Source organism: Ruegeria sp. YTSC004, from assembly GCF_059609805.1.
The window spans coordinates 120,009-139,987 of record NZ_JBXWMJ010000003.1 but is presented as its reverse complement, the minus strand read 5'-3'; the positions used below and the strand labels follow the sequence as shown (position 1 = coordinate 139,987).

Here is a 19,979-nt window from a genome sequence, read left to right as displayed (position 1 = left end):
GCAACCCGACTGGAGTTCGCAACGAAATCGCGCTCATAGAAAACCAGTTTTCGAAATCCGTTTGAAAATGGGAAAATTGTTCCAGTTCTTCGGACAATTCAGTTAATGCAACAAAGCCAGCCAAAGCAAGTACCCGAGGGATCTCAACCCGAGGCCGCGACTGTTAGCGAGTGAACACGAAAAGAGCCAACGGAACCGCCTTGGCGGATCGATTATTCTGTTCAAAAGCGCTTGACTGTGCCCCCCCCCATTACCGAATTCCTTTGCTTAAAGTTTGCTGCACAACCGATCAACTTGTGTTGAAGTGGGTAATAAAACGGGATAGAGGGAAAACAATTTTTTGAGCGGATGCCAAGGAGGAAACGATGCAAGATCCAACTCGGGAAGCATCCGAGCAATCGAGCTTGTCGGTCCAAACGCGATATGGCCTGTTTTTTGTCCCAAATAGGGACGATGTTATATCGGACTCGCTGCGCCAGTACGGTGAGTGGGCTCAATCTGAGCTGGATATTCTTTGTGACTTTTTGATGGATGGAGATACAGCTGTAGATGGTGGGGCATGTTATGGCACACATGCACGCGCGTTTTCGAACAGCGTTGGTTCGAACGGCCGTGTCATCAGCTTTGAACCCTTTGCCGAAAACCGCCGGTTCCTGCAGCTGAATGCAGGCGTATCTCCGGTGTCCAACATCGATGTGAGGGCGACCGCTTTGGGCGCTCAACCTGGCAATGGGCAAGTTGTCGAAACTTTCGAGGACAATGCGGGCGGCACCAGAGTAAGGGTTTGCGAAACAGGCGGTACACTTACCGTAGCGCGCCTCGATGATGAGGTTCTGAGACAAGTTTCACTTATTAAACTTGACCTTGAGGGCGCCGAACTGGACGCATTGCAAGGTGCGAACAGAATTCTCTCTCAAGACCGACCTGTTGTGTTTTGCGAAGTATTGGACCTGTCCAGCGGGGCGCAGTTACTCCAATACATGTCAGGGCTAAGGTATGTTTGCTACGGTCTGAACACACCAGCGTTTCGATCTGATAATTTCAAAAATTCGGACGCAGATATCTTTTGTGGTGGTACCGAGAGCGGTTTACTTTTTCTGCCAACAGATAGGTTAGGAGAGTTTTCAGAGCCTATTGAGAAGCACCTACTACCCGAGATCAAAACATTGGATGATCTGGGGTTGCTGCTACTGCAACAGCCTCAGTATTGCCGGACTACGCTCGCCAGCCAAAGCTCTGCTGCCATCCTAGAGGTACCCAAGGCGCGCTATGACGTCTCTCGCCAAGAAGAGGATTTCGAGCAAAGGATTTTAGAACGGGACCTCGAGAAACAGAGATTAGAACGGGACCTCGAGAAACAGAAATTCGAACGGGACCTCGAGAAACAGAAATTCGAACGGGACCTCGAGAAACAGGTATTAAAAAGCAAGAAAGAGGTTTCGGTGGTATTGACGGAGTTGCAAGCCAAGATTCAATCCGAAGTTTCGGAACTGATGCCATTTCTGGAACAGTGGAAGGAAGAAAACGACTACACTGTCAGATTGGCCAAGCGTGTCCGAAAGTTGCCTTTTGCTCTTTATTTTAGGACGAATACTAAACATCGTCGCGCTACCAGAAAGCTGATGAAGTCGGTCGGAGGGCCGCGGGTCGCACTTGCCAAGTTGGAAGGTTTGCAAGGTTTTCTAAGTGGCACACCTTCCTCTACGCCTAAGGTCAATATCCCGTCCGAGGGATATCGAGCAAAAGTTATAAATGCCATAGCTTCAGGTAGTTCAAATGCGGTTCTGGCACCCTTACCCGAGATAACCGAGCCTATGCTTGATGCGCCCGCAATTGCGGACAGGCTGGCGGAAGGACGCAATCAGGTTGTGCTTAGCATAGGCCACGATAACTACCGCGAAGTGACCGGCGGCACTCAAATTTGCATTCAAATCGAAGCAGCCCGCGCCAACGAGGCTGAGATTGACTACCTAAACATTCATCCCGTCCGGACTTGCAACGCATTGTTGCCAGACGCAGAAACAGACGCTGCCGTTTTTCGTCTGATCCTGAATGGCGAATGCATCGGGATCGCGCGCTATGCTGAATTAATTGCCGCAACTTGCGACCGGGTCGCTGCCGGGCAGATCTTTAATTGCGTTATTCACCATCTACTAGGACACTCGCCGGAAGCGATTGCGCAATTGGTTGAAGCGAGTTGTAACCGAAGAGCGTGCTTTTGGCTACATGATTTCTTTGCTGCGTGCCAAAGCTACACACTACTGCGAAACAACCTAAGCTATTGCAATGCACCGGATGTTGGCTCGCAGGGCTGTAACATTTGCGTCTACGGGGACGACAGAACGCGCCACATGCGGCGTGTTCGAGACTTCTTCGAGCGAGTTGAAGTCACCGCTTTGGCGCCATCTCGGGTGGCGGCTGACATTTGGGTTAAAGCCTGTGGCTATAAGTTGCACGATTTGATCGTGCAATCTCATACCGTACTAAAAAGCGAACCGCGGCCAGCGCCCTTACCTGAAGTTGGCAATGGGGCTCGGGGTACCATTAAAATTGCCTTCGTGGGTGCACCATTACCCCACAAAGGATGGGATCATTTCACTGCACTGACTGAGGCCGAGGCTATTAATCCCGAATTAGAATTCCACTATTTTGGTAAGAGTGATGTGAGCTTGAATGTCATCAAGCATCGCGTGGACACCGTAGCCAGCCAGGTTCCTGATGCAATGACAAGAGCTCTGTCGGCTGCGGGCATTGATCTTGTGGTTCATTTTGCTCCATGGCCGGAAACATTCTCGTTGACGACTTCTGAGGCGCTGGCAAGTTCGGCCTATGTTGTGACACATGGGCAATCTGGCAACGTTTCTCATTTGGTCAAATCAACGGGCCGTGGAGTTGTGTTGGACAGCAGCCAAAACCTCACGGATTGGGTGAAAAGTGATGCTTGCAAAAAACTTGTTCAGCAAGCACGTCAACGACGTCGCACCGAAGTGTTGACATCCGAATACAGCGACATGGCGATACCTCACCTTCAAAACATGAGCGCAAAATGACAGTGCATGCTTTTACAAGCTTTTCATTCAGTTATCTTAACCGTGCGCGGGTCTTGGCCAGTTCACTCAGGCGGCAGCATCCCGATTGGGTTATTTGGGCGGTTTTGACGGATCATCCTCCTCAGGGATTTGAATATTCTACGGAAGGTGAGGACTTTGATCGATTGGTAACGGCTGATGGTTTATTTGGCGAAACAACCGATCCCTGGCTATTTCGACATGACATCGTAGAGGCGTGTACGGCTGTAAAAGGACAGGCTCTCAAGCACATTATGGATCAACCTGGAGTTGAAAAGATTGTCTATTTTGATCCGGACATTGCCGTTTTCTCAACGATGCAGCCCGTCGTCGAATTGCTGGACGATTGGTCAATTGTCCTTACTCCGCACCAAACCACCCCCGAAACTGAGGAAATCGCTGTACGCGACAACGAGATCACGTCGTTGCACTACGGAACTTATAACCTTGGGTTTCTGGCGGTTCGTAACGACCACGAAGCGCGTGCCTTCGCCAATTGGTGGACTGAACGCCTTAATACATGGTGTTACGACCGACTGGATATCGGGGTTTTTGTAGATCAGAAATGGTGCAATTTGATTCCCTGCTACTTTGACAACGTCAAAGTACTGCGGGATCCTGGTTACAATGTCGCCAGCTGGAACCTGAGCAAAAGGACGATGTCAGTTTCCTCCGAAGGAGGTCTTCTGATCAACGGTGTTCCGCTGCGCTTTTACCATTTTACAAAGCTTGGACCTGTCGGTAACACAATGACTGAGAGGTATGCTCAGGGAAATTCAGAAATCTATGAACTTTGGGCATGGTACGAGCGTGAAGTTGTTCGCTTCACGGATCCTGCGATACCTTCAGGGTGGTGGTATTATGGTGTATTTGAAGATGGCACAAAAATCCCGAAGAAGGCTCGAGAACTATATCGGGACAGAGAAGATCTCCAGCAAAATTACCCTGATCCATTCAAAGATGGCTATCTTCGTTGGCTGCAAGAAAACACTGATCTGATGTGCAAGTGATAGTTGTGCTGAGTTCTTAAATGAAACAATGACCCGACACCTGAGTAATTTCGAAACGCATCCTACTAACGCGATGGTACCCCGATGACGCTTCCACCCCGAAAGATTGTATATTCCGAATCGCACGATGCAGAATTAGTTGACTATCCGATCCGTGATATCGACGAAGATGAGCATTTTACGAATTTGTTCCTCAAGTCTCGTGACTTCACAATGACGGGTAAAGATGCGATGTATTCGCTTCATAATGCTTGTAAATATGTACACTCCGCGGGCATTTCTGGCGACTTCGTTGAATGCGGCACGTGGATGGGTGGAAGTGCAATCCTTGCCGGGCTGACCTTTGAAGCGCTTGGCGCACCGCGTGATCTTTGGCTGTACGATACATTCGAAGGAATGACAGCACCAACTGAGGCAGATGTGGACGTCAATGGTGAGAGTGCTTCTTTATTGATGGAGACGTTCAGCGATGAAGTGGGCTGGTGCTATGCCTCTACCGATCAGGTTTCTCGAAACTTCGTAGCAGCCGGCCTACCAACAAAAAATTCACGCTTTGTAAAAGGCGACGTCATGGAAACGTTGAAAAACAATTTTCCAGAGAAAATCTCTGTATTGCGGCTCGACACCGACTGGTACGAGTCGACCCGTTTTGAGTTGGAGGTACTTTACCCAAGGTTGTCAAAGGGTGGTGTGTTGATAATTGATGACTATGGTCACTGGTCTGGTTCCCGCAAGGCCACTGATGAGTATTTTTCAACAATTCAAGCGCCGCTATTAAACCGCGTAAACGATCAGGTCAGACTGTGTATAAAAATATGAGAAAACAGAGAGGGTCATTCTTTTGGTAGATTCAACCTTGGACCTCAAAACGCAGATTTTGGATTCTGCGAAATTGCTCCCATCCGATGATGATCGTGCCAAATTCTTGTATGTTCCTCAGATTATTGAACAATGGATGACCGATGCAGAAGGGCTCGCAGGAAAGAAAGTTCTTGATTTCGGGTGCGGCGGCGGAACGTCTGCTGCTGGCGTCGCATTGTTGTTCGATGCAAATGTTCACGGGGTTGACATTAACAACGAAGCTGAGGCCTGCGTGCCATTTTTGAAGCAGAATTTTGGGATTGAAATCCCTAGCAGGCTAACCTTCGAGGAGATTGCTCCGGGCGCAGTTCCAAAGGGCGGCCCATTTGATCTCATATACAGTTGGTCCGTCTTCGAGCATGTAAACAACAGAATCTATCACTCTGTGCTCCAAGATCTATATGAGATTCTAAAACCTGGTGGCTATTTTTTTGTTCAGATTTCCCCTTTGTTTTTTTCGCCAGAGGGGAGTCATCTTTGGGCGATCGGATATGAAAGATGGGAACATCTATTAGCACAAACTAGCGATGTACACGCCGACGTTAACAACTCGAATTTGGAAAATGACCACAAAAAAGCGCTGTTGGCCATGTTTGATACTTTGAACAGAATCACAGCTGACGATTTGCTGAGCCGATTTGAGGCGGCTGGATTTCGTTTGATCCGCGAACAGCGGGATCAGGTAGATATTGAACCGCCTGGCGATTTGCTAAGAGCATATCAACGAGACGCGTTGAAGACATTCCAAATTGTTGCAATGTTTCAGAAACCCTCAAGCTGAAGGGCTTTGATGGAATAGACATCCCCTGATCTCTCATCTGGTAGGTTTTAGAGATGGAAACTATCAGGGGTAGAAAATTGGCGGACTTGAAACTTGTCGGCATAGATCTGGCGAAGAATGTCTTTCAACTTCATGGGTACAGTTCCACAGGAGAAGTGGTTTTTCGCAAACAGCTCAGACGCAACCAACTTCTGTCGTTCGTTTCTGAACTGCCAACGTGCGCCATTGCGAAGGAGGGCATTGACACGTTGTTTCAATCTCCTAAGACGTAGTCGGTTCGCGTCGGCTCAAGCGACTAGTTCGATGGCACACTCGTTCCAGCGGCGAAACGCAGCGGCTCGCTTCTGGCGATAGATGGGCGTATTTCGGATGGGCCTGTTGGATTTGCCACACGGAGAATATCATTTTCATTGGGAATCCAGTTTATTGGCTAATCGTCTCTGGTTTAAGCTGGTAATGTTGCGGGACACACTTCGAACGCGTTTTGCAAATCCAAGGCGGCTCGCCGCGACCGGAGAAATTGATTTGATAGAAGAAGCCCACCAAGTAGATGTCCCCGCGCCTGAAAGGCGCGTGAGGTAGCAGAGTAGCAGGCAATTTCCTTGGCCCATATTGTCTTCAGAGCTTTTTGGCACCCTGCATTCCCCAACGTGTCTCGGAGAATACTCACCAATGTCCATTCAGGGCGCGATGCAAGATTTTTCCGGCGCGAGTGCTCAGCCCGTTCCGTTTGGGATCGTAGTCAATCGCTTCCAGAGAGCTTTTTAGAGTGGTGATTGGCTTCGTCTCACTCTTTCTGTGCAAAGGAAACATTGACGGGTGATGGCGGAACGCGACCCACAGATCGGACCCGTCCTCTTTCAGCACATTGTTCACCTTCTCTACCATCTTCATACTGAAGTTCCTGGCACCTGCGGATGCCCAAAGAACATCAGGAAGGGCAGTTTTCACGTGAGGCGGATTGCCGCTCGTATCTTTTATCGCTTGTAGCGAAACATATCCGTCCTGATACAACTTGAGGGCATATCGGGTTTCATACTCGCGCCCAGTCAAATCCCCCGCTCTTGTGTAAAAAATACTACCCTCGTAGCGGTCGTGTTTCCTGAGGAGACCTCTGCGGCCAACGTAGTCCCAATAGGAGGCCTTTATATACTCAAGTGCCTTCTCACAGGACGGAAACCGGTGCTCGTAAGTCGTTCTCATGTGGACTTTCTCTGGAAAAGATTTTGGCGGTAGCCTTGGAGATGATAAATCACAGTCCCTTGGATGGAATGTTACATTGTCAAATCTCGGATTTCTGCAATGGTATAGGGCTTTTTGGCTCTCATATGGGCAATTCGGTGGCAAGTTGGGCACAAGCAGACTAACTCGCTTATCGTCGGTAGGGTCGCTTCAGACAATTCTCCCAATGGATTGAGGTGATGGACCTCAATAACGAATTTACCTGCGGAAATCTCCAAGTGAAAACCGCAGGCTTGGCATGAATAGTCTTCGAGTTTCTTTCGTTCTTCGACTAATTTTGAGTTACGGAAACGAAGAGGATACCGCCGCTCCTGAGCCACTCCCTCAATGCCTTCGAGGTATGCTGGAGAGTTGGCGGGCGGCGTTGAAGCAGTGATGTATTCGGGGAGCAAGGCCCACACTCCCTTTCCATGTCCGCTGACGCTTTAAAAGACGGGATCGCCTCTAAAATTTGAAGAGCTTTCGGCATGGTCTTCAACAGTCCTGCGAATAGTTGCTTCGACATTAGCCGTCCAGCTTGCCCCTCGAGACTTTCTGCGGCGTTCGGCAAGTTCGTAAACGTCGCCGTATGAAGCTTGTCCTCCAAGCTCATTGTAGATCGTGACAAGATCGTGGAGCCACGCTCCAGGCTGTAATGGCTTCATGCTGATACAACTTCCGAAAAGAATGGCTCAAACAGGCAGCAGAAAATAATGATTGGCTGAGCACAACTTAGACGATTAGTATGTCAAGCGGAAGCATTGCAGTTTAATCTGGGCGACCCCACTGCGGAACAAACTGCAAAGCTCGCTTTATCCCAACAAAAAACAATCGAGTCGATTCCATTCAGCCTGCGAGCATTGCTTCGGAAGAAGGACGTGAGACCAGACTGTCTTGCTTGGAATCGAAGACAGAGATCATGGAACGTTTCGTTCCAAATATCGTTCCGTATCGAAAAACAAGCAAAGTGCGTATCAGGTTATGTCATTGAGTTTATTGGCGACCCCGGCAGGATTCGAACCTGCAACCTGCCCCTTAGGAGGGGGCTGCTCTATCCAGTTGAGCCACGGGGCCGTGCGACGCTCTCTTTAGCCCGGTTTTTCAACCTTGTCATGACCTTTGCGCGACGGTTGTAAAACTTGCGCTGTTCACGCTACCATCAGGCAAAACAACATCGCAGGTGCCTCAGTGACAACAGAAACCAAACGCCCGCTTACCCTTCGTGATGTCTCGGAAGCGTCCGGAGTGTCGGAAATGACGGTCAGTCGGGTTCTGCGCAACAGGGGCGATGTTTCGGACGCCACGCGCACCCGCGTCTTGGCCGCCGCGAAAGAGCTGGGGTATGTGCCCAACAAAATTGCGGGCGCATTGGCCTCCAGCCGGGTGAATTTGGTGGCGGTGATCATTCCCTCGCTGTCGAACATGGTCTTCCCTGAGGTTCTGACCGGCATTAACCAGGTGCTGGAAGACACCGAGCTGCAACCGGTTGTGGGCGTCACCGACTATATGCCGGAAAAAGAAGAAAAAGTGCTGTACGAGATGCTCTCGTGGCGGCCGTCCGGAGTAATCATTGCTGGCCTCGAACACACCGAGGCCGCGCGCGCCATGTTGGATTCATCTGGTATTCCGGTGGTCGAGATCATGGATACCGACGGCAAACCGGTCGACGCGATGGTTGGGATTTCCCATCGTCGTGCCGGGCGCGAAATGGCGCAGGCGATCCTAAAGGCGGGCTATGAGCATATCGGGTTCATGGGAACGAAAATGCCGCTGGATCACCGGGCGCGCAAACGGTTCGAAGGCTTCACCGAAGTTCTGGGCAAACACGGGGTTGAGATCGAGGATCGCGAATTCTACTCTGGTGGATCGGCTCTGGCCAAAGGGCGTGAGATGACCCAGACCATGCTGGAACGGTCCCCCGATCTGGATTTCCTCTATTACTCCAATGACATGATCGGTGCAGGTGGGCTGCTGTATCTGCTGGATCAGGGTATTGATGTGCCGGGACAGATCGGCCTCGCCGGGTTCAACAATGTCGAGCTTCTGCAAGGTCTGCCGCGCAAGCTGGCCACAATGGACGCCTGCAGGTTGGAGATCGGACGCACAGCCGCAGAGATCATCGCGGCGCAATTGGCTGATCCCAATGCCGAGGTCGACACGCGTGTGACCCTGACCCCCAAGATCAGCTTTGGCGACACCCTAAAGCGGCGCTGAACACGTGGCGCTGCAACGGCTGGACAACCGAACAGCTCGCGCGCTGTTCATGGATCGTCATGCATTGGCCGAGCCGCCATCGGGCGGCGCAAAAGGCGCGGAATTGCTGGACCTGATCCATCGTCTTGGCTTTGTGCAATTGGACAGCATCAACACGGTTGCGCGCGCCCATGACATGATCCTGTTTTCGCGCCGTCCATCCTATCGCGCCGGCAATCTCAAACGCCTTTATGAACGCGACCGCGCACTGTTCGAACACTGGACCCACGACGCGGCTGTCATTCCGATGGAATTTTATCCGCACTGGCATTTGCGTTTTCAACGCGATGCAGATTTGCTGAAGTCCCGATGGAAGAATTGGCGCCGCGACGGGTTCGAGCAGCGATTTGCAACCGTTCTGCAACATATCCAGGACCACGGACCGGTCTCTTCGTCCGATGTTGGCAAGGACGAGAAAAAGGGATCCGGCGGATGGTGGGACTGGCACCCGTCAAAAACGGCGCTGGAGTTTCTTTGGCGCTCGGGCGCACTGACGGTCATAGGGCGGCAAGGATTTCAAAAGCGCTATGATCTGACTGAACGGGTGATCGAAACGCATCTTTGCCCAAGCGATATGCCCTGTGACGCCGAGGAGACAGTGGATTGGCTGTGCAACGCGGCGCTTGACCGGTTGGGGTTTGCAACCTCGGGCGAATTGGCTGCGTTTTGGGACACTGTCACGACTAGCGAGGCAAAATCCTGGTGTGAACAGGGTCTAATTCAGCGAAAATTGGAAGAGATCGAGGTGACCTGCGTGGACGGCAAGCTGCGCAAAGTGATCGCCCGACCAACCATTTCCGAGGATGCAGAGGCTGCACCCCGTCCCTCGGGCCGCATTCGGGTCCTTAGCCCATTTGATCCCATGCTGCGCGACCGCAATCGGGCCGAACGGTTGTTCGGCTTTCACTATCGCATCGAGGTTTTTGTACCCGCTGCAAAACGAACCTACGGTTACTATGTGTTCCCGCTGCTTGAGGGCGACCGATTGATCGGGCGGATTGACATGAAAGCCAACCGGGATCGCGGGGTGTTACAAGTCAGCGCCTTATGGCCGGAACGATCCGTGCGCTGGTCCGATGCCAGAACCAAAAGGTTGCAATCAGAGCTCGACCGAGTCCGACGATTCACCGGGTTGGACAACGTAGAATTCGCCCGTGATTGGTTAAAAGACCCTAAATAGGGTCTTTTTTCAGATCAAACTCAGGCTGATAGGCTGTAATCCGTCAATCCCGCCTTCCAGGACATCGCCCGCCAACACCGGGCCAACCCCAGCCGGTGTACCAGTCAAGATCAGATCACCGGCTCGCAGGTGGTAGTATCCGGACAAATGGCAAATGACCTCATCTATCTTCCAGATCAGCTCTTCCAGCGTCGCGTCCTGCCGCGTTTCCCCGTTCACGTTCAGATAAATGCGTTTATTGTCGTCCGGCGACCAATCTACCGCGCGGGTCAACGGGGCCAGCACGGTGCCGTTTTCCAGATCCTTGCCCAGATCCCACGGGCGCTGTTTATTCCGTTCGCGGATTTGCAGGTCACGGCGCGTCATGTCCAGCGCACAACCGTAGCCATAAACCGCATCCAACGCCTCGGCACGCGTTGCACGGAAAACGGGTTTTCCGATCGCAACCGCCAGCTCCATCTCATGGTGAAAATTCTCAGTTCCCGGCGGATAAGGCACGGTTGCACCTGACAGAACCGCGTTCGGGGCAGATTTTGTAAAGTAGAAAGGCGCCTCACGATCGACCTCATTTCCCAATTCGGCCGCATGGGCCGCATAATTGCGGCCGACACAGAATATGCGACCCACGGGATACGTCGACAATTCACCCTCAACCGGGATCGAAATCGGGTCGGGTAAGGAAAACAGGTTGTCCGGCATCAAAGCCCCCTAACTGCAACTGGCAGCTTGTTTCTAAGTTGGCAGGGCCCGTTGAACAAGCCATGCAGGACGACGGGCATCACCATCATGCGAACTGGCCTCGTCGCTGGCTGTTCACAATTCAAAGTTTCGCCTTGGAAAACCTTGGGCACGCGCTACCTTTGGTTGTATCATGGATCACGCCAACATCGTTTAGACACTCATTCCCTGGCGAGAACCGAAATCCACCCGTCGCTGATCAGGCGATTTGCCTGCAGGCGGGTGCTACTGAATCAGAGAGCGATGGCCAAAGACCTGTACCCCCACACGGTCTTTGGGTCCGGATGTCCGCCTATTTTCAGGTGGCTGTTTCTCTGAGGTGTGAGCCGGATAAAGCCATCCGGCCACAGGCCAGACACGCAGTCCAGTCAAAGTCTGGCCACCCCGCCGGAGGATACCCATACTTCTCTGGCGGGGACAAAAGCATTTGCATACGCGACGTGCGATCAGGTCTTCAGATCATGCAGATCGTTCAGCAGGTCCAGCAGCGCTTCGTGCCGATCCGGGCCTAGCTGGGTCTTGATCTCTTCAGCCAGGCGTAGTGTCACCTGCATGTTGTCCTGGATGATCTTTTGGCCTTTGGCCGTGATATCGATGATCTGACGACGCTTATCCTCGGGATGGACCCGGCGCCGGATCAAATCCTTGGCTTCCAGTTTTTGCAGAATGCGCGTCAGACTGGGCAGCAAAAGGCACGATCGATCCGCGATATGCGTTGGCTCTTGGGGGCCTTCTTCTTTCAGAACACGTAGAACGCGCCATTGCTGTTCCGTAACACCCGCATCAGCCAGCATATTTCGAATGGGCCCCATGACCCTTTCGCGCGCCCGCAGCAGTGCAATCGGCAATGAGCGGGACGTATTAGGCAGGTCTCTGGTCATAGTGGAATTTTTGCCCAAATCGGATCAAACTGCAACTGGCCAAGCATTTTATATATGATATCAAAGATTTGACTGTTTAGTATTCGACCTTTTTCGGCACAGCGCAGCATCTAGGCGCATCTCAAAATTAGTAAACAAAGCAATTAATATTGACGTTTTCTTCAGAATGACGATCACTGGACGCGCAAAGAAACTAAGTCCCGGTCCGATCCCGGGGTTGGCAGAAATCTGAGGGTTAAAATGAAGTGGGATGAGTTTTCGGATTGGGGCAAACGAATTGCCGAGTGGACGCAGGATTACCACCTGACTGTAGGTGACAAACCCGTCCGCGCCCGGACTGAGCCGGGGGATATCCTCAACGCCCTGCCCGCGCGGCCACCCGAACACGCGCAGCCACTGGAGGACGTGTTTCAGGATTTCGAACAGATCGTGATGCCGGGGATCACTCATTGGCAACATCCAAGGTTCTTTGCCTATTTCAATTCGAACGCTTCAGCCCCATCGGTCCTGGCCGAATTTCTGGCCAGCGCCATCGCACCGCAATGTATGTTGTGGCAGACCTCACCGGCTGCGACCGAGATGGAAACACTGATGATGGACTGGTTGCGCCACGCGCTGGACCTGCCCGAGGGATTCGCTGGCGTTATTCAAGACTCCGCCTCGTCAGCGACATTGGCTGCTGTACTAACGATGCGCGAGAAGGCGTTGAAGTGGCAGGGAAATCAACAGGGTCTTTTTGGGCAAAAACCCCTGCGCGTCTATTGCTCGGCCGAAGTGCACACGTCAGTCGATCGTGCCATTTGGGTTGCGGGGATCGGGCAAGACAATCTGGTGCGGATTCCGATCAAGGGAGATTGGCGCGGGATGGATCCCGCAGCACTGGAGGCAGCGATCCAGGCCGATTTAGACTCTGGTTTGCATCCGGCGGGCGTCATCCTTTGCGTTGGCGGTACAGGAACGGGGGCTACGGATCCCGTAGATGAATGTTTGAAGATTGCCCAGAAATACGGGCTTTACTCCCACGTAGATGCGGCCTGGGCCGGATCGGCGATGATCTGCCCGGAATACCGCCACTACTGGCCCGGAGTGGATCAGGCCGACAGCATCGTTTTCAACCCGCATAAATGGCTGGGTGTGCAGTTCGATTGCTGTGCGCATTTCCTGAAAGACCCCGATGATCTGGTGCAGACGCTGGCGATCAGCCCCGAATTCCTCAAGACCCACGGCAAGGATGGCATCATCAACTATTCGGAATGGTCTGTGCCACTTGGCCGCCGATTCCGGGCGCTCAAACTGTGGTTCGTGATCCGGGCTTATGGTCTGGAAGGGCTGCGCCAACGCCTGCGCAACCACGTGAACTGGTCTGTGGCGCTGCATGATCGGCTGGCGGCCGAGGGGGATTTCCAAATCGTCACTCAGCCCATGTGGTCATTGTGGACGTTCCGCTATGCGCCGGAAGGTCATGCGGATCTGGACGATTTGAACCTGCGCCTGGTGAACGCCATCAATGACGACGGCTGCATCTATTTGACGCAAACCCGCGTGGATGGCGATCTGGTGATCCGGTTTCAGGCCGGTCAGTTCGAAACCACCGAAGACGATGTTCGAATGGCCTATGACGTCATAACCGAAATCGCCCGCACACTGACATAAACAGGAGGTCCGGCCATGCCAGTCCCAAAAAACAGCTTCAAACGGGCTCTAATACAGGGTGAACTGCAGATCGGCTGCTGGATGAGTTTTGCCGAATCCGTCACTGCAGAAACCATGGGCACCGCCGGGTTTGACTGGCTGGTCATTGACGGTGAACATGCGCCGAACGATATCCGATCAATACGTGATCAGCTGATGGCGTTGGCGGCCTGCGCCTCGCACCCGGTGGTGCGGGTTCCCGTCGGCGACACCGCTTTGATCAAGATGGTGCTGGATGCCGGGGCGCAAACTGTTCTGGTACCGATGGTTGAAACCGCCGATCAGGCGCGACAGTTGGTTCGGGACTGCCGTTATCCCCCAACTGGCGTGCGTGGCGTTGGGGCCGGTGCGGCCCGGGCGACTATGTACGGCTCGATCCCCGAGTACATTCAATCTGCGGACGACCAAATCTGCCTTTTGGTGCAAGTGGAAAACCGCGCCGGAATGGCTGCGCTGGATGATATCTTGAAGGTCGAAGGCGTCGACGGGGTGTTTATCGGCCCAGCGGATCTGTCCACCGACATGGGATATCAAGGAAACAGCGCAGCGCCGGAAGTGCGCGCTGTCATTGCGGATGCCATCACAAGGATCAGGGCCGCGGGCAAAGCGCCCGGCATTCTGGGCACCAATGACGAGGCCAGCCAAGCCTATTATGAAATGGGCGCACAGTTTCTTGCGGTCGGCATTGATGTGATGTTGCTGGCGCAGGCATCCCGGGCGTTGGCGGCGAAATGGAAGGCGAAATAGCGCGTCAGGCGTACATGGTGGCCGCGGCCTGCGCATAACCACCCGATGCCCCATCCACAAAGTGAACATGATCGTCGCGCGTCGCCGAGGGGACGATACAGGTCATCATTGCCTCGTCTTGCGCATGCAGCCCATAGCGGATCTTGCCCTGTCCGCGTGCCTGTTCAAGCATCATCCGGATTTGCGTCAACGTGGCAGCGTCACAATCCAGCGTCATTTTCAACCCATCATCGAATTTACGGTAGTCGGCGTTGCGGCTGACCATGCGCTTGTAATGGCCGGGTTCGAAATTGCCCAACCGTTTGCCCGATGTGAACAACAGGGCGATCAAAAAGTTCTGGCCCAGCAATTTGATCCGCTGCAGCAACAAATTGTTCCCAGCTCGTGATACGCGGGCATCCAGGCCAACATCCGGAGGTGGCCAGCTGATCGGCGGGCCATCTTCTGGTACTGGATGACCCGAACGCTCCAACCCCTCCGAAGCTGACAGAACCGAGCGGGCCAAATCCGCAAAGTCACTCTCGGTCGCATTTGCTGTGGGCTGAACCACGACCGAGACGATCTGACCGTTGCGTGCTTTGCTGTTGGACCACCGACAGGACAATCCGGTCAGGTCGGGCTGCGCACCAGGTTTGGCAGGCGGCACCGTAAAGGTACCAGCCTTCATCTGCGCTTCGGCCCAGGCCAACCCGCCACCCGAAAACATGGCGTAATCCACCCCATCAGACGGCGCATAACGCGCGACCCGCAGGTCCTTTCCTGCCTTACGAATTTCGGCAACCGGAACCAACGCCGCGCGTAGCGAGATCGAGAATTCTTCTTCCGCCCAGCACCTGAGGTCCGCCAATACCGCTTTGGCGGTGTCGATCTCACTTGCGGGCACGGCGAATCCGGCACCGTCGCCGCCAAAAACATAAGGGAACTCCTTGCCGTGAAGCGCGTTGATCATGGCCGAGATCACCGCCGCGCCGACCATGTTGACCGTCTTGTATCGCCCTTTTGCGATCTCACCGGTGGAATCTACGATATCTGCCACGCCCAATGCCCAATCGCCCGGAACAGCAGAGAAACGCGCCGGGTCCACCAAACGGGTAAAGTCCCGCAACAGGGGAAGACTGTCATAGAACGCGGCCTGGGCGTCTTTCATTGGCACCTCGGATATTCGGTAAGGATAAGGATAGCCCGAATGTGATCACTGTCCGGCAAAATCAGTATAGCACACGCGCTTGTGTGTGGCACCGTGACGTGCCAAGCATTTCTTCGCCGGTTTGGGGGAGAGGGTTTTCATGAAGGCAGGTCTGGTGGTGTTGTGCCTGGGCTATGTGCTCAGCCAGTTCTTTCGCGCCTTTCTCGCGGTTCTCAGTGTTGATCTGGGGCGCGATATCGGGGCCACGCCAGAGGATCTGGCCTTTGCGTCAGGTCTTTGGTTTCTGATCTTTGCCGCCATGCAGTTGCCCGTAGGCTGGGCACTGGACCGGGTTGGACCGCGCCTGACGGCGGCGGTCTTGCTGCTGGTCGGTGGTGCCGGCGGAGCGGCATTGTTTGCCCTATCCAGCTCCCCTTTTCACATCGCCATCGCCATGGGGTTGATCGGGGTCGGCTGCTCACCGGTGTTGATGGCATCTTACTATATCTTCGCCCGCGAATTCCCACCTGCCCGCTTCGCCACTTTGGCGGCTGTCATGCTGGGCGTCGGATCGGTCGGCAATCTGGTTGCCTCGTACCCTACTGCGCTGGCGGTCGAGCTGATGGGATGGCGCGCCACGATGGGGACGCTAGCTGTTTTTTCTGCCGCGATCGCGTTGGGCATCTGGTTCAGCGTGCATGATCCCAAACGTGTCGAGACCGAACACAGGGGATCGGTGCTGGACCTGCTGAAAGAACCCGCCCTGTGGGCGATCCTGCCGCTGATGCTGGTGGCCTATGCCCCGTCGGCGGCGACGCGCGGCCTTTGGGCCGGGCCATACCTCAGCGATACCTTCGGCCTTAGCACCACCCAGATCGGGACAGCGACCCTGATTATGGGGGCGGCGATGATTGCAGGTACCTTTGCTTATGGGCCGCTCGATCGAATGCTAGGCACGCGAAAGTGGGTGATCTTTGGCGGCAACGCGCTGGGCACAGTGGAGGTGGTTCTGATGTGCCTTTGGGTGGACAACGCGGTTTGGCTGTCAGTTGTTTTGATGGCAGCGATCGGGTTTCTGGGGGCCAGCTTTCCGGTCATCATGGCTCATGGACGGGCCTTTGTGCCACCGCATCTGGTTGGGCGCGGCATGACCCTGCTGAACCTCTTTGGCATTGGCGGTGTAGGACTGGCGCAATTTGTTACCGGCCGCATCCACGCTGCCACGGTGGACATCAGCCCGACCGCGCCCTACACAGCGATATTCGGCTTTTTTGCGGTCACGCTGGCCATCGGTTGCGTGATCTATCTGTTCAGCCGCGACAGCGTCGACTGACGCTGGAACTGCCAGGAGTGTCCATGTCCGACCCGCGCGTCATTGCCCCCAACCTCAAACGCAGACTTTCGGGTGTGACCGCGACGATTGCCCGGTTGGTGCCGCTGCAGGTGCAATGGATCGACATCGCCGCCACCGGGCCGGGCTTGCCGGAAGACATCCCACATATCCCGCTGGGCCGCCTGCCCTTTTTGTCGCGCAAAACACTGCGCGTCTGGCACGCGCGCCGCAATACCGAGATGCTGCTGGGCCTGATCCTGCGCAATGTGCTGCGGCTGCGGTTGAAGCTGCTGTTCACCAGCGCCTCGCAACGCGCGCATAGCGGCTACACCAAATGGCTGATCGACAAAATGGACGCGGTCGTCGCGACTTCGCGCAAAACCGCCGAGTATCTGGAGAGAGATGCGCAGGTCATCATGCATGGCATCAACTTGCAGGATTTCACACCGCCCGAAGACAAAGCAGCTGTTCGGGCGCGACTGGGTTTGCCAGATGGTCTATTGCTGGGCTGCTACGGCCGCATTCGTCACCAGAAGGGCACCGATGCCTTTGTCGATGCAATGATCGAACTGTGCGGCCGCTTTGACGACGTCCATGGCATCGTCATGGGCCGCGCCACGGAAAAGCACACCAGCTTCCTGACCGAACTGAAAGACAAGGTCGCCGAGGCGGGCCTGTCCGACCGCGTTCTGTTCATGCCCGAGGTGACCGTCGATCAGATCGCCGAATGGTATCAGGTGCTGGACCTGTTCATCGCCCCGCAACGGTGGGAAGGGTTCGGCCTGACGCCGCTGGAAGCAATGGCCTGCGGCGTGCCGGTTGTTGCGACCGACGTAGGCGCGTTCTCCGAGATCGTCACCGACCCGTCGCTGGGCCGAGTGGTCGAACCTGGTGATATCCCCGCGCTGGCCGAAGCCGCCGCCGAGATGTTGTCCGACTGCGAATCCCTTGCCCATTCCGGTATCGCAGCCCGCACCCATGTCGAGCAGAATTTCGACATCAGTGGTGAGGCAAAGACGCTCGTGGCGCTCTATGAACGGCTCCTGAGCGACACCTGACGCGCCGGACTGCGTAAAATCGGCGTCATTACGGGAATAATGCCCCGAAAACTCTTTTTTCTTTGCCGCAACGCAGCTATGAACGCGCGTCCTTAACATTGGAGACATGAAATGGGCTATCGCGTCGTAGTCGTCGGCGCCACGGGTAACGTGGGCCGCGAAATGCTGAACATTCTGGCTGAACGCCAGTTCCCCGTCGATGAACTTGCTGTTCTGGCAAGCCGTCGTTCGCTGGGCACTGAAGTAAGCTTTGGCGACACGACACTCACTACCAAGGATCTGGACACGTTCGATTTCACAGGCTGGGACATGGCGCTGTTCGCCGTGGGGTCCGAAGCGACCAAGGTCTACGCCCCCAAGGCGGCGGCCGCAGGCTGCGTGGTGATCGATAACTCGTCGCTGTATCGCTATGACCCGGACATTCCGCTGATCGTACCGGAATGTAACCCGCAGGCGATCCACGACTACAAAAACAAGAACATCATCGCCAACCCCAACTGCTCGACCGCGCAGATGGTTGTCGCGCTGAAGCCGCTGCATGACCGCGCGCGCATCAAGCGCGTCGTCGTGTCGACCTATCAGTCGGTGTCTGGCGCCGGTAAGGAAGGTATGGATGAGCTGTGGGATCAGACCAAAGCGGTCTACAACCCAACCACGGACGTGCCGCCGAACAAGTTCCAGAAGCAGATCGCCTTCAACGTCATTCCCCAGATTGACGTCTTCATGGAAGACGGCTCGACCAAGGAAGAGTGGAAGATGGTTGTGGAAACCAAAAAGATCGTCGATCCGTCGATCAAGGTCACAGCCACCTGCGTCCGCGTTCCGGTCTTTGTTGGCCACTCTGAGGCCGTGAACATCGAGTTCGAAGAATTTCTGGACGAAGACGAAGCACGCGACATCCTGCGCGAGGCACCGGGTATCATGGTGATCGACAAGCGCGAACCCGGTGGCTACGTCTCGCCGATCGAATGCGCGGGCGATTTCGCAACATTCATCAGCCGCATTCGTCAGGACTCGACCATTGAGAACGGCATCAACCTGTGGTGCGTTTCGGACAACCTGCGCAAAGGTGCAGCCCTGAACGCAGTACAAATCGCCGAATTGCTGGGCCGTGAGGTTCTGAAAAAGGGCTAAGTTCCTTTTCAGCATTTAGCGAACAGAGAATTTAAGCCTCGCCTTTCCCGGCGGGGCTTTTTTTGTCTGGTGTAGCGCGACAATTGTTTGCCTGCTTTCTGCAGCCTTTTTGCTGTTTTCTTGGCCAAATGTTCAGCCCGCTTTGCAATCAAACTTGATATGCAGTAAGTTTACTGCATATTGATTTCGATGACAGATGATCACCTCGATCTTATTTTCAAAGCTCTCTCCGACAGCACGCGCCGCCGCATCATCGACCATCTGAGCAAACAAACGGCTCAGTCATTGTTCGAGGTATGCGCGGCATCGGTTGCAGAGGATGGCATCGCTTTGTCCCGCCAGACGGTTTCCCAGCATCTCACCGTTTTGGAGAAGGCTGGTTTGATCGAGACCACATGGAGGGGGCGGACGAAAGCCCATTCGCTAATCGTCAACGAAGATCATATCGCCGCGGCATCATGGCTCATGAAATACAAACAGAAGGGATAGAAAAATGAAAATCTATGTGACCAACGTTTTTGTCGACGACCAAGACAAGGCAGAAAAATTCTATACTGATACTCTCGGCTTCACAGTTAAGAACAATATCCCGTTGGGTGAAAATCGTTGGCTGACAGTGGTGTCAAGCGAAGAACCCGAAGGAAAAGAGTTGTTGCTTGAACCAAGCGACCACCCTGCTGTGAAACCTTATAAAGAAGCACTTGTCTCTGACGGTATCCCTGCACATTCGTTTCAGGTGAAAGACCTGGATGAAGAAAGGAAAAGGCTGGGCGATCTTGGCGTAGGGTTCACTGTTGAGCCAATGGATGCCGGACCGGTTCGCATGGCGATCTTTGACGATACCTGTGGGAACCTCATTCAATTGATCCAGATGATGGACACTGCCCAATAGTAAA

The 19,979-nt window shown here is 54.1% G+C and carries 18 protein-coding genes and 1 tRNA gene; 13 read left to right on the top strand and 6 right to left on the bottom strand.

The genetic code is table 11. From position 1 onward, the window contains the following. The first annotated feature begins 365 nt into the window (after positions 1–365). The 4 genes from AC2FFP_RS07640 to AC2FFP_RS07625 all read left to right on the top strand — a co-directional run bounded on the left by AC2FFP_RS07640 (position 366) and on the right by AC2FFP_RS07625 (position 5,720). Complete coding sequence (locus AC2FFP_RS07640) at positions 366–3,050, top strand: FkbM family methyltransferase (protein ID WP_496880873.1); 2,685 nt, start codon at positions 366–368, stop codon at positions 3,048–3,050. Continuing rightward, entirely contained in the window at positions 3,047–4,078 is a 1,032-nt protein-coding gene (locus AC2FFP_RS07635; RefSeq protein WP_496765826.1) for a hypothetical protein, read from the top strand. The genes AC2FFP_RS07640 and AC2FFP_RS07635 overlap by 4 nt, the downstream gene beginning before the upstream one ends. Before the next feature lie 84 nt (positions 4,079–4,162). Further along, the gene (locus AC2FFP_RS07630; protein WP_496765827.1) at positions 4,163–4,897 is read left to right on the top strand and encodes a TylF/MycF/NovP-related O-methyltransferase; all 735 of its coding nucleotides are present in this window, start codon (positions 4,163–4,165) and stop codon (positions 4,895–4,897) included. Positions 4,898–4,919: 22 nt separating this feature from the next. Beyond that, entirely contained in the window at positions 4,920–5,720 is an 801-nt protein-coding gene (locus tag AC2FFP_RS07625; RefSeq protein WP_496880872.1) for a class I SAM-dependent methyltransferase, read from the top strand. A 666-nt stretch (positions 5,721–6,386) separates the two neighbouring features. On the opposite strand, the gene AC2FFP_RS07620 is transcribed toward AC2FFP_RS07625, so the two are convergent. The 3 genes from AC2FFP_RS07620 to AC2FFP_RS07610 all read right to left on the bottom strand — a co-directional run bounded on the left by AC2FFP_RS07620 (position 6,387) and on the right by AC2FFP_RS07610 (position 8,015). Continuing rightward, the gene (locus tag AC2FFP_RS07620) at positions 6,387–6,614 is read right to left on the bottom strand and encodes a hypothetical protein (protein WP_496880871.1); all 228 of its coding nucleotides are present in this window, start codon (positions 6,612–6,614) and stop codon (positions 6,387–6,389) included. Positions 6,615–6,994: 380 nt separating this feature from the next. Next, entirely contained in the window at positions 6,995–7,282 is a 288-nt protein-coding gene (locus tag AC2FFP_RS07615) for an HNH endonuclease (RefSeq protein WP_496880920.1), read from the bottom strand. Between the two features lie 656 nt (positions 7,283–7,938). After that, positions 7,939–8,015, bottom strand: a tRNA-Arg gene (locus AC2FFP_RS07610). Between the two features lie 114 nt (positions 8,016–8,129). Between AC2FFP_RS07610 and AC2FFP_RS07605 the strand changes: the two genes are divergently transcribed. Both AC2FFP_RS07605 and AC2FFP_RS07600 read left to right on the top strand, forming a co-directional pair. Beyond that, positions 8,130–9,155, top strand: coding sequence for a LacI family DNA-binding transcriptional regulator (locus AC2FFP_RS07605; protein ID WP_496765841.1), 1,026 nt, complete (start codon positions 8,130–8,132; stop codon positions 9,153–9,155). A 4-nt stretch (positions 9,156–9,159) separates the two neighbouring features. Next, positions 9,160–10,374, top strand: coding sequence for a winged helix-turn-helix domain-containing protein (locus tag AC2FFP_RS07600; RefSeq protein ID WP_496844878.1), 1,215 nt, complete (start codon positions 9,160–9,162; stop codon positions 10,372–10,374). A gap of 9 nt (positions 10,375–10,383) precedes the next feature. On the opposite strand, the gene AC2FFP_RS07595 is transcribed toward AC2FFP_RS07600, so the two are convergent. Then, complete coding sequence (locus AC2FFP_RS07595; RefSeq protein ID WP_496880870.1) at positions 10,384–11,073, bottom strand: fumarylacetoacetate hydrolase family protein; 690 nt, start codon at positions 11,071–11,073, stop codon at positions 10,384–10,386. A gap of 485 nt (positions 11,074–11,558) precedes the next feature. Further along, positions 11,559–11,993: a homoprotocatechuate degradation operon regulator HpaR gene (gene hpaR / locus AC2FFP_RS07590; protein WP_496765850.1), complete on the bottom strand. Its 435-nt coding sequence runs from the start codon at positions 11,991–11,993 to the stop codon at positions 11,559–11,561. A gap of 240 nt (positions 11,994–12,233) precedes the next feature. Here hpaR and AC2FFP_RS07585 point away from each other — a divergent pair, with 240 nt between their 5' ends. Both AC2FFP_RS07585 and AC2FFP_RS07580 read left to right on the top strand, forming a co-directional pair. Then, complete coding sequence (locus tag AC2FFP_RS07585; RefSeq protein ID WP_496880869.1) at positions 12,234–13,646, top strand: pyridoxal phosphate-dependent decarboxylase family protein; 1,413 nt, start codon at positions 12,234–12,236, stop codon at positions 13,644–13,646. A 15-nt stretch (positions 13,647–13,661) separates the two neighbouring features. Continuing rightward, the gene (locus AC2FFP_RS07580; protein WP_496844874.1) at positions 13,662–14,432 is read left to right on the top strand and encodes an HpcH/HpaI aldolase family protein; all 771 of its coding nucleotides are present in this window, start codon (positions 13,662–13,664) and stop codon (positions 14,430–14,432) included. Between the two features lie 4 nt (positions 14,433–14,436). Here the strand turns inward: AC2FFP_RS07580 and AC2FFP_RS07575 are convergent, their stop codons facing one another. Continuing rightward, entirely contained in the window at positions 14,437–15,579 is a 1,143-nt protein-coding gene (locus tag AC2FFP_RS07575; RefSeq protein WP_496765854.1) for a DUF3095 domain-containing protein, read from the bottom strand. 139 nt (positions 15,580–15,718) lie between these two features. On the opposite strand from AC2FFP_RS07575, the gene AC2FFP_RS07570 reads away from it, so the two are divergent. The 5 genes from AC2FFP_RS07570 (at position 15,719) to AC2FFP_RS07550 (ending at position 19,975) form a co-directional block, all read left to right on the top strand. Beyond that, complete coding sequence (locus AC2FFP_RS07570) at positions 15,719–16,891, top strand: MFS transporter (RefSeq protein WP_496880868.1); 1,173 nt, start codon at positions 15,719–15,721, stop codon at positions 16,889–16,891. A 23-nt stretch (positions 16,892–16,914) separates the two neighbouring features. Next, positions 16,915–17,949 (top strand): glycosyltransferase family 4 protein, encoded by a 1,035-nt coding sequence (locus AC2FFP_RS07565; RefSeq protein ID WP_496765864.1) that lies wholly within the window; start codon positions 16,915–16,917, stop codon positions 17,947–17,949. Between the two features lie 111 nt (positions 17,950–18,060). Further along, positions 18,061–19,083, top strand: coding sequence for an aspartate-semialdehyde dehydrogenase (locus AC2FFP_RS07560; RefSeq protein WP_496765869.1), 1,023 nt, complete (start codon positions 18,061–18,063; stop codon positions 19,081–19,083). A gap of 189 nt (positions 19,084–19,272) precedes the next feature. Then, a complete protein-coding gene (locus AC2FFP_RS07555; RefSeq protein ID WP_496765871.1) occupies positions 19,273–19,572 on the top strand; it encodes an ArsR/SmtB family transcription factor in 300 nt (99 codons plus the stop codon). A gap of 4 nt (positions 19,573–19,576) precedes the next feature. Next, complete coding sequence (locus AC2FFP_RS07550) at positions 19,577–19,975, top strand: VOC family protein (RefSeq protein ID WP_496844871.1); 399 nt, start codon at positions 19,577–19,579, stop codon at positions 19,973–19,975. Positions 19,976–19,979 lie beyond the last annotated feature (4 nt).

What these genes read in the sequence shown, in the direction of transcription:
- AC2FFP_RS07640 (WP_496880873.1), top strand. Translation starts at nt 366, where the DNA reads ATGCAAGATCCAACTCGGGAAGCATCCGAGCAATCGAGCTTGTCGGTC.
- AC2FFP_RS07635 (WP_496765826.1), top strand. Translation starts at nt 3,047, where the DNA reads ATGACAGTGCATGCTTTTACAAGCTTTTCATTCAGTTATCTTAACCGT.
- AC2FFP_RS07630 (WP_496765827.1), top strand. Translation starts at nt 4,163, where the DNA reads ATGACGCTTCCACCCCGAAAGATTGTATATTCCGAATCGCACGATGCA.
- AC2FFP_RS07620 (WP_496880871.1), bottom strand. Translation starts at nt 6,614, where the DNA reads ATGAAGATGGTAGAGAAGGTGAACAATGTGCTGAAAGAGGACGGGTCC.
- AC2FFP_RS07595 (WP_496880870.1), bottom strand. Translation starts at nt 11,073, where the DNA reads ATGCCGGACAACCTGTTTTCCTTACCCGACCCGATTTCGATCCCGGTT.
- hpaR (WP_496765850.1), bottom strand. Translation starts at nt 11,993, where the DNA reads ATGACCAGAGACCTGCCTAATACGTCCCGCTCATTGCCGATTGCACTG.
- AC2FFP_RS07585 (WP_496880869.1), top strand. Translation starts at nt 12,234, where the DNA reads ATGAAGTGGGATGAGTTTTCGGATTGGGGCAAACGAATTGCCGAGTGG.
- AC2FFP_RS07580 (WP_496844874.1), top strand. Translation starts at nt 13,662, where the DNA reads ATGCCAGTCCCAAAAAACAGCTTCAAACGGGCTCTAATACAGGGTGAA.
- AC2FFP_RS07575 (WP_496765854.1), bottom strand. Translation starts at nt 15,579, where the DNA reads ATGAAAGACGCCCAGGCCGCGTTCTATGACAGTCTTCCCCTGTTGCGG.
- AC2FFP_RS07570 (WP_496880868.1), top strand. Translation starts at nt 15,719, where the DNA reads ATGAAGGCAGGTCTGGTGGTGTTGTGCCTGGGCTATGTGCTCAGCCAG.
- AC2FFP_RS07565 (WP_496765864.1), top strand. Translation starts at nt 16,915, where the DNA reads ATGTCCGACCCGCGCGTCATTGCCCCCAACCTCAAACGCAGACTTTCG.
- AC2FFP_RS07560 (WP_496765869.1), top strand. Translation starts at nt 18,061, where the DNA reads ATGGGCTATCGCGTCGTAGTCGTCGGCGCCACGGGTAACGTGGGCCGC.
- AC2FFP_RS07555 (WP_496765871.1), top strand. Translation starts at nt 19,273, where the DNA reads ATGACAGATGATCACCTCGATCTTATTTTCAAAGCTCTCTCCGACAGC.
- AC2FFP_RS07550 (WP_496844871.1), top strand. Translation starts at nt 19,577, where the DNA reads ATGAAAATCTATGTGACCAACGTTTTTGTCGACGACCAAGACAAGGCA.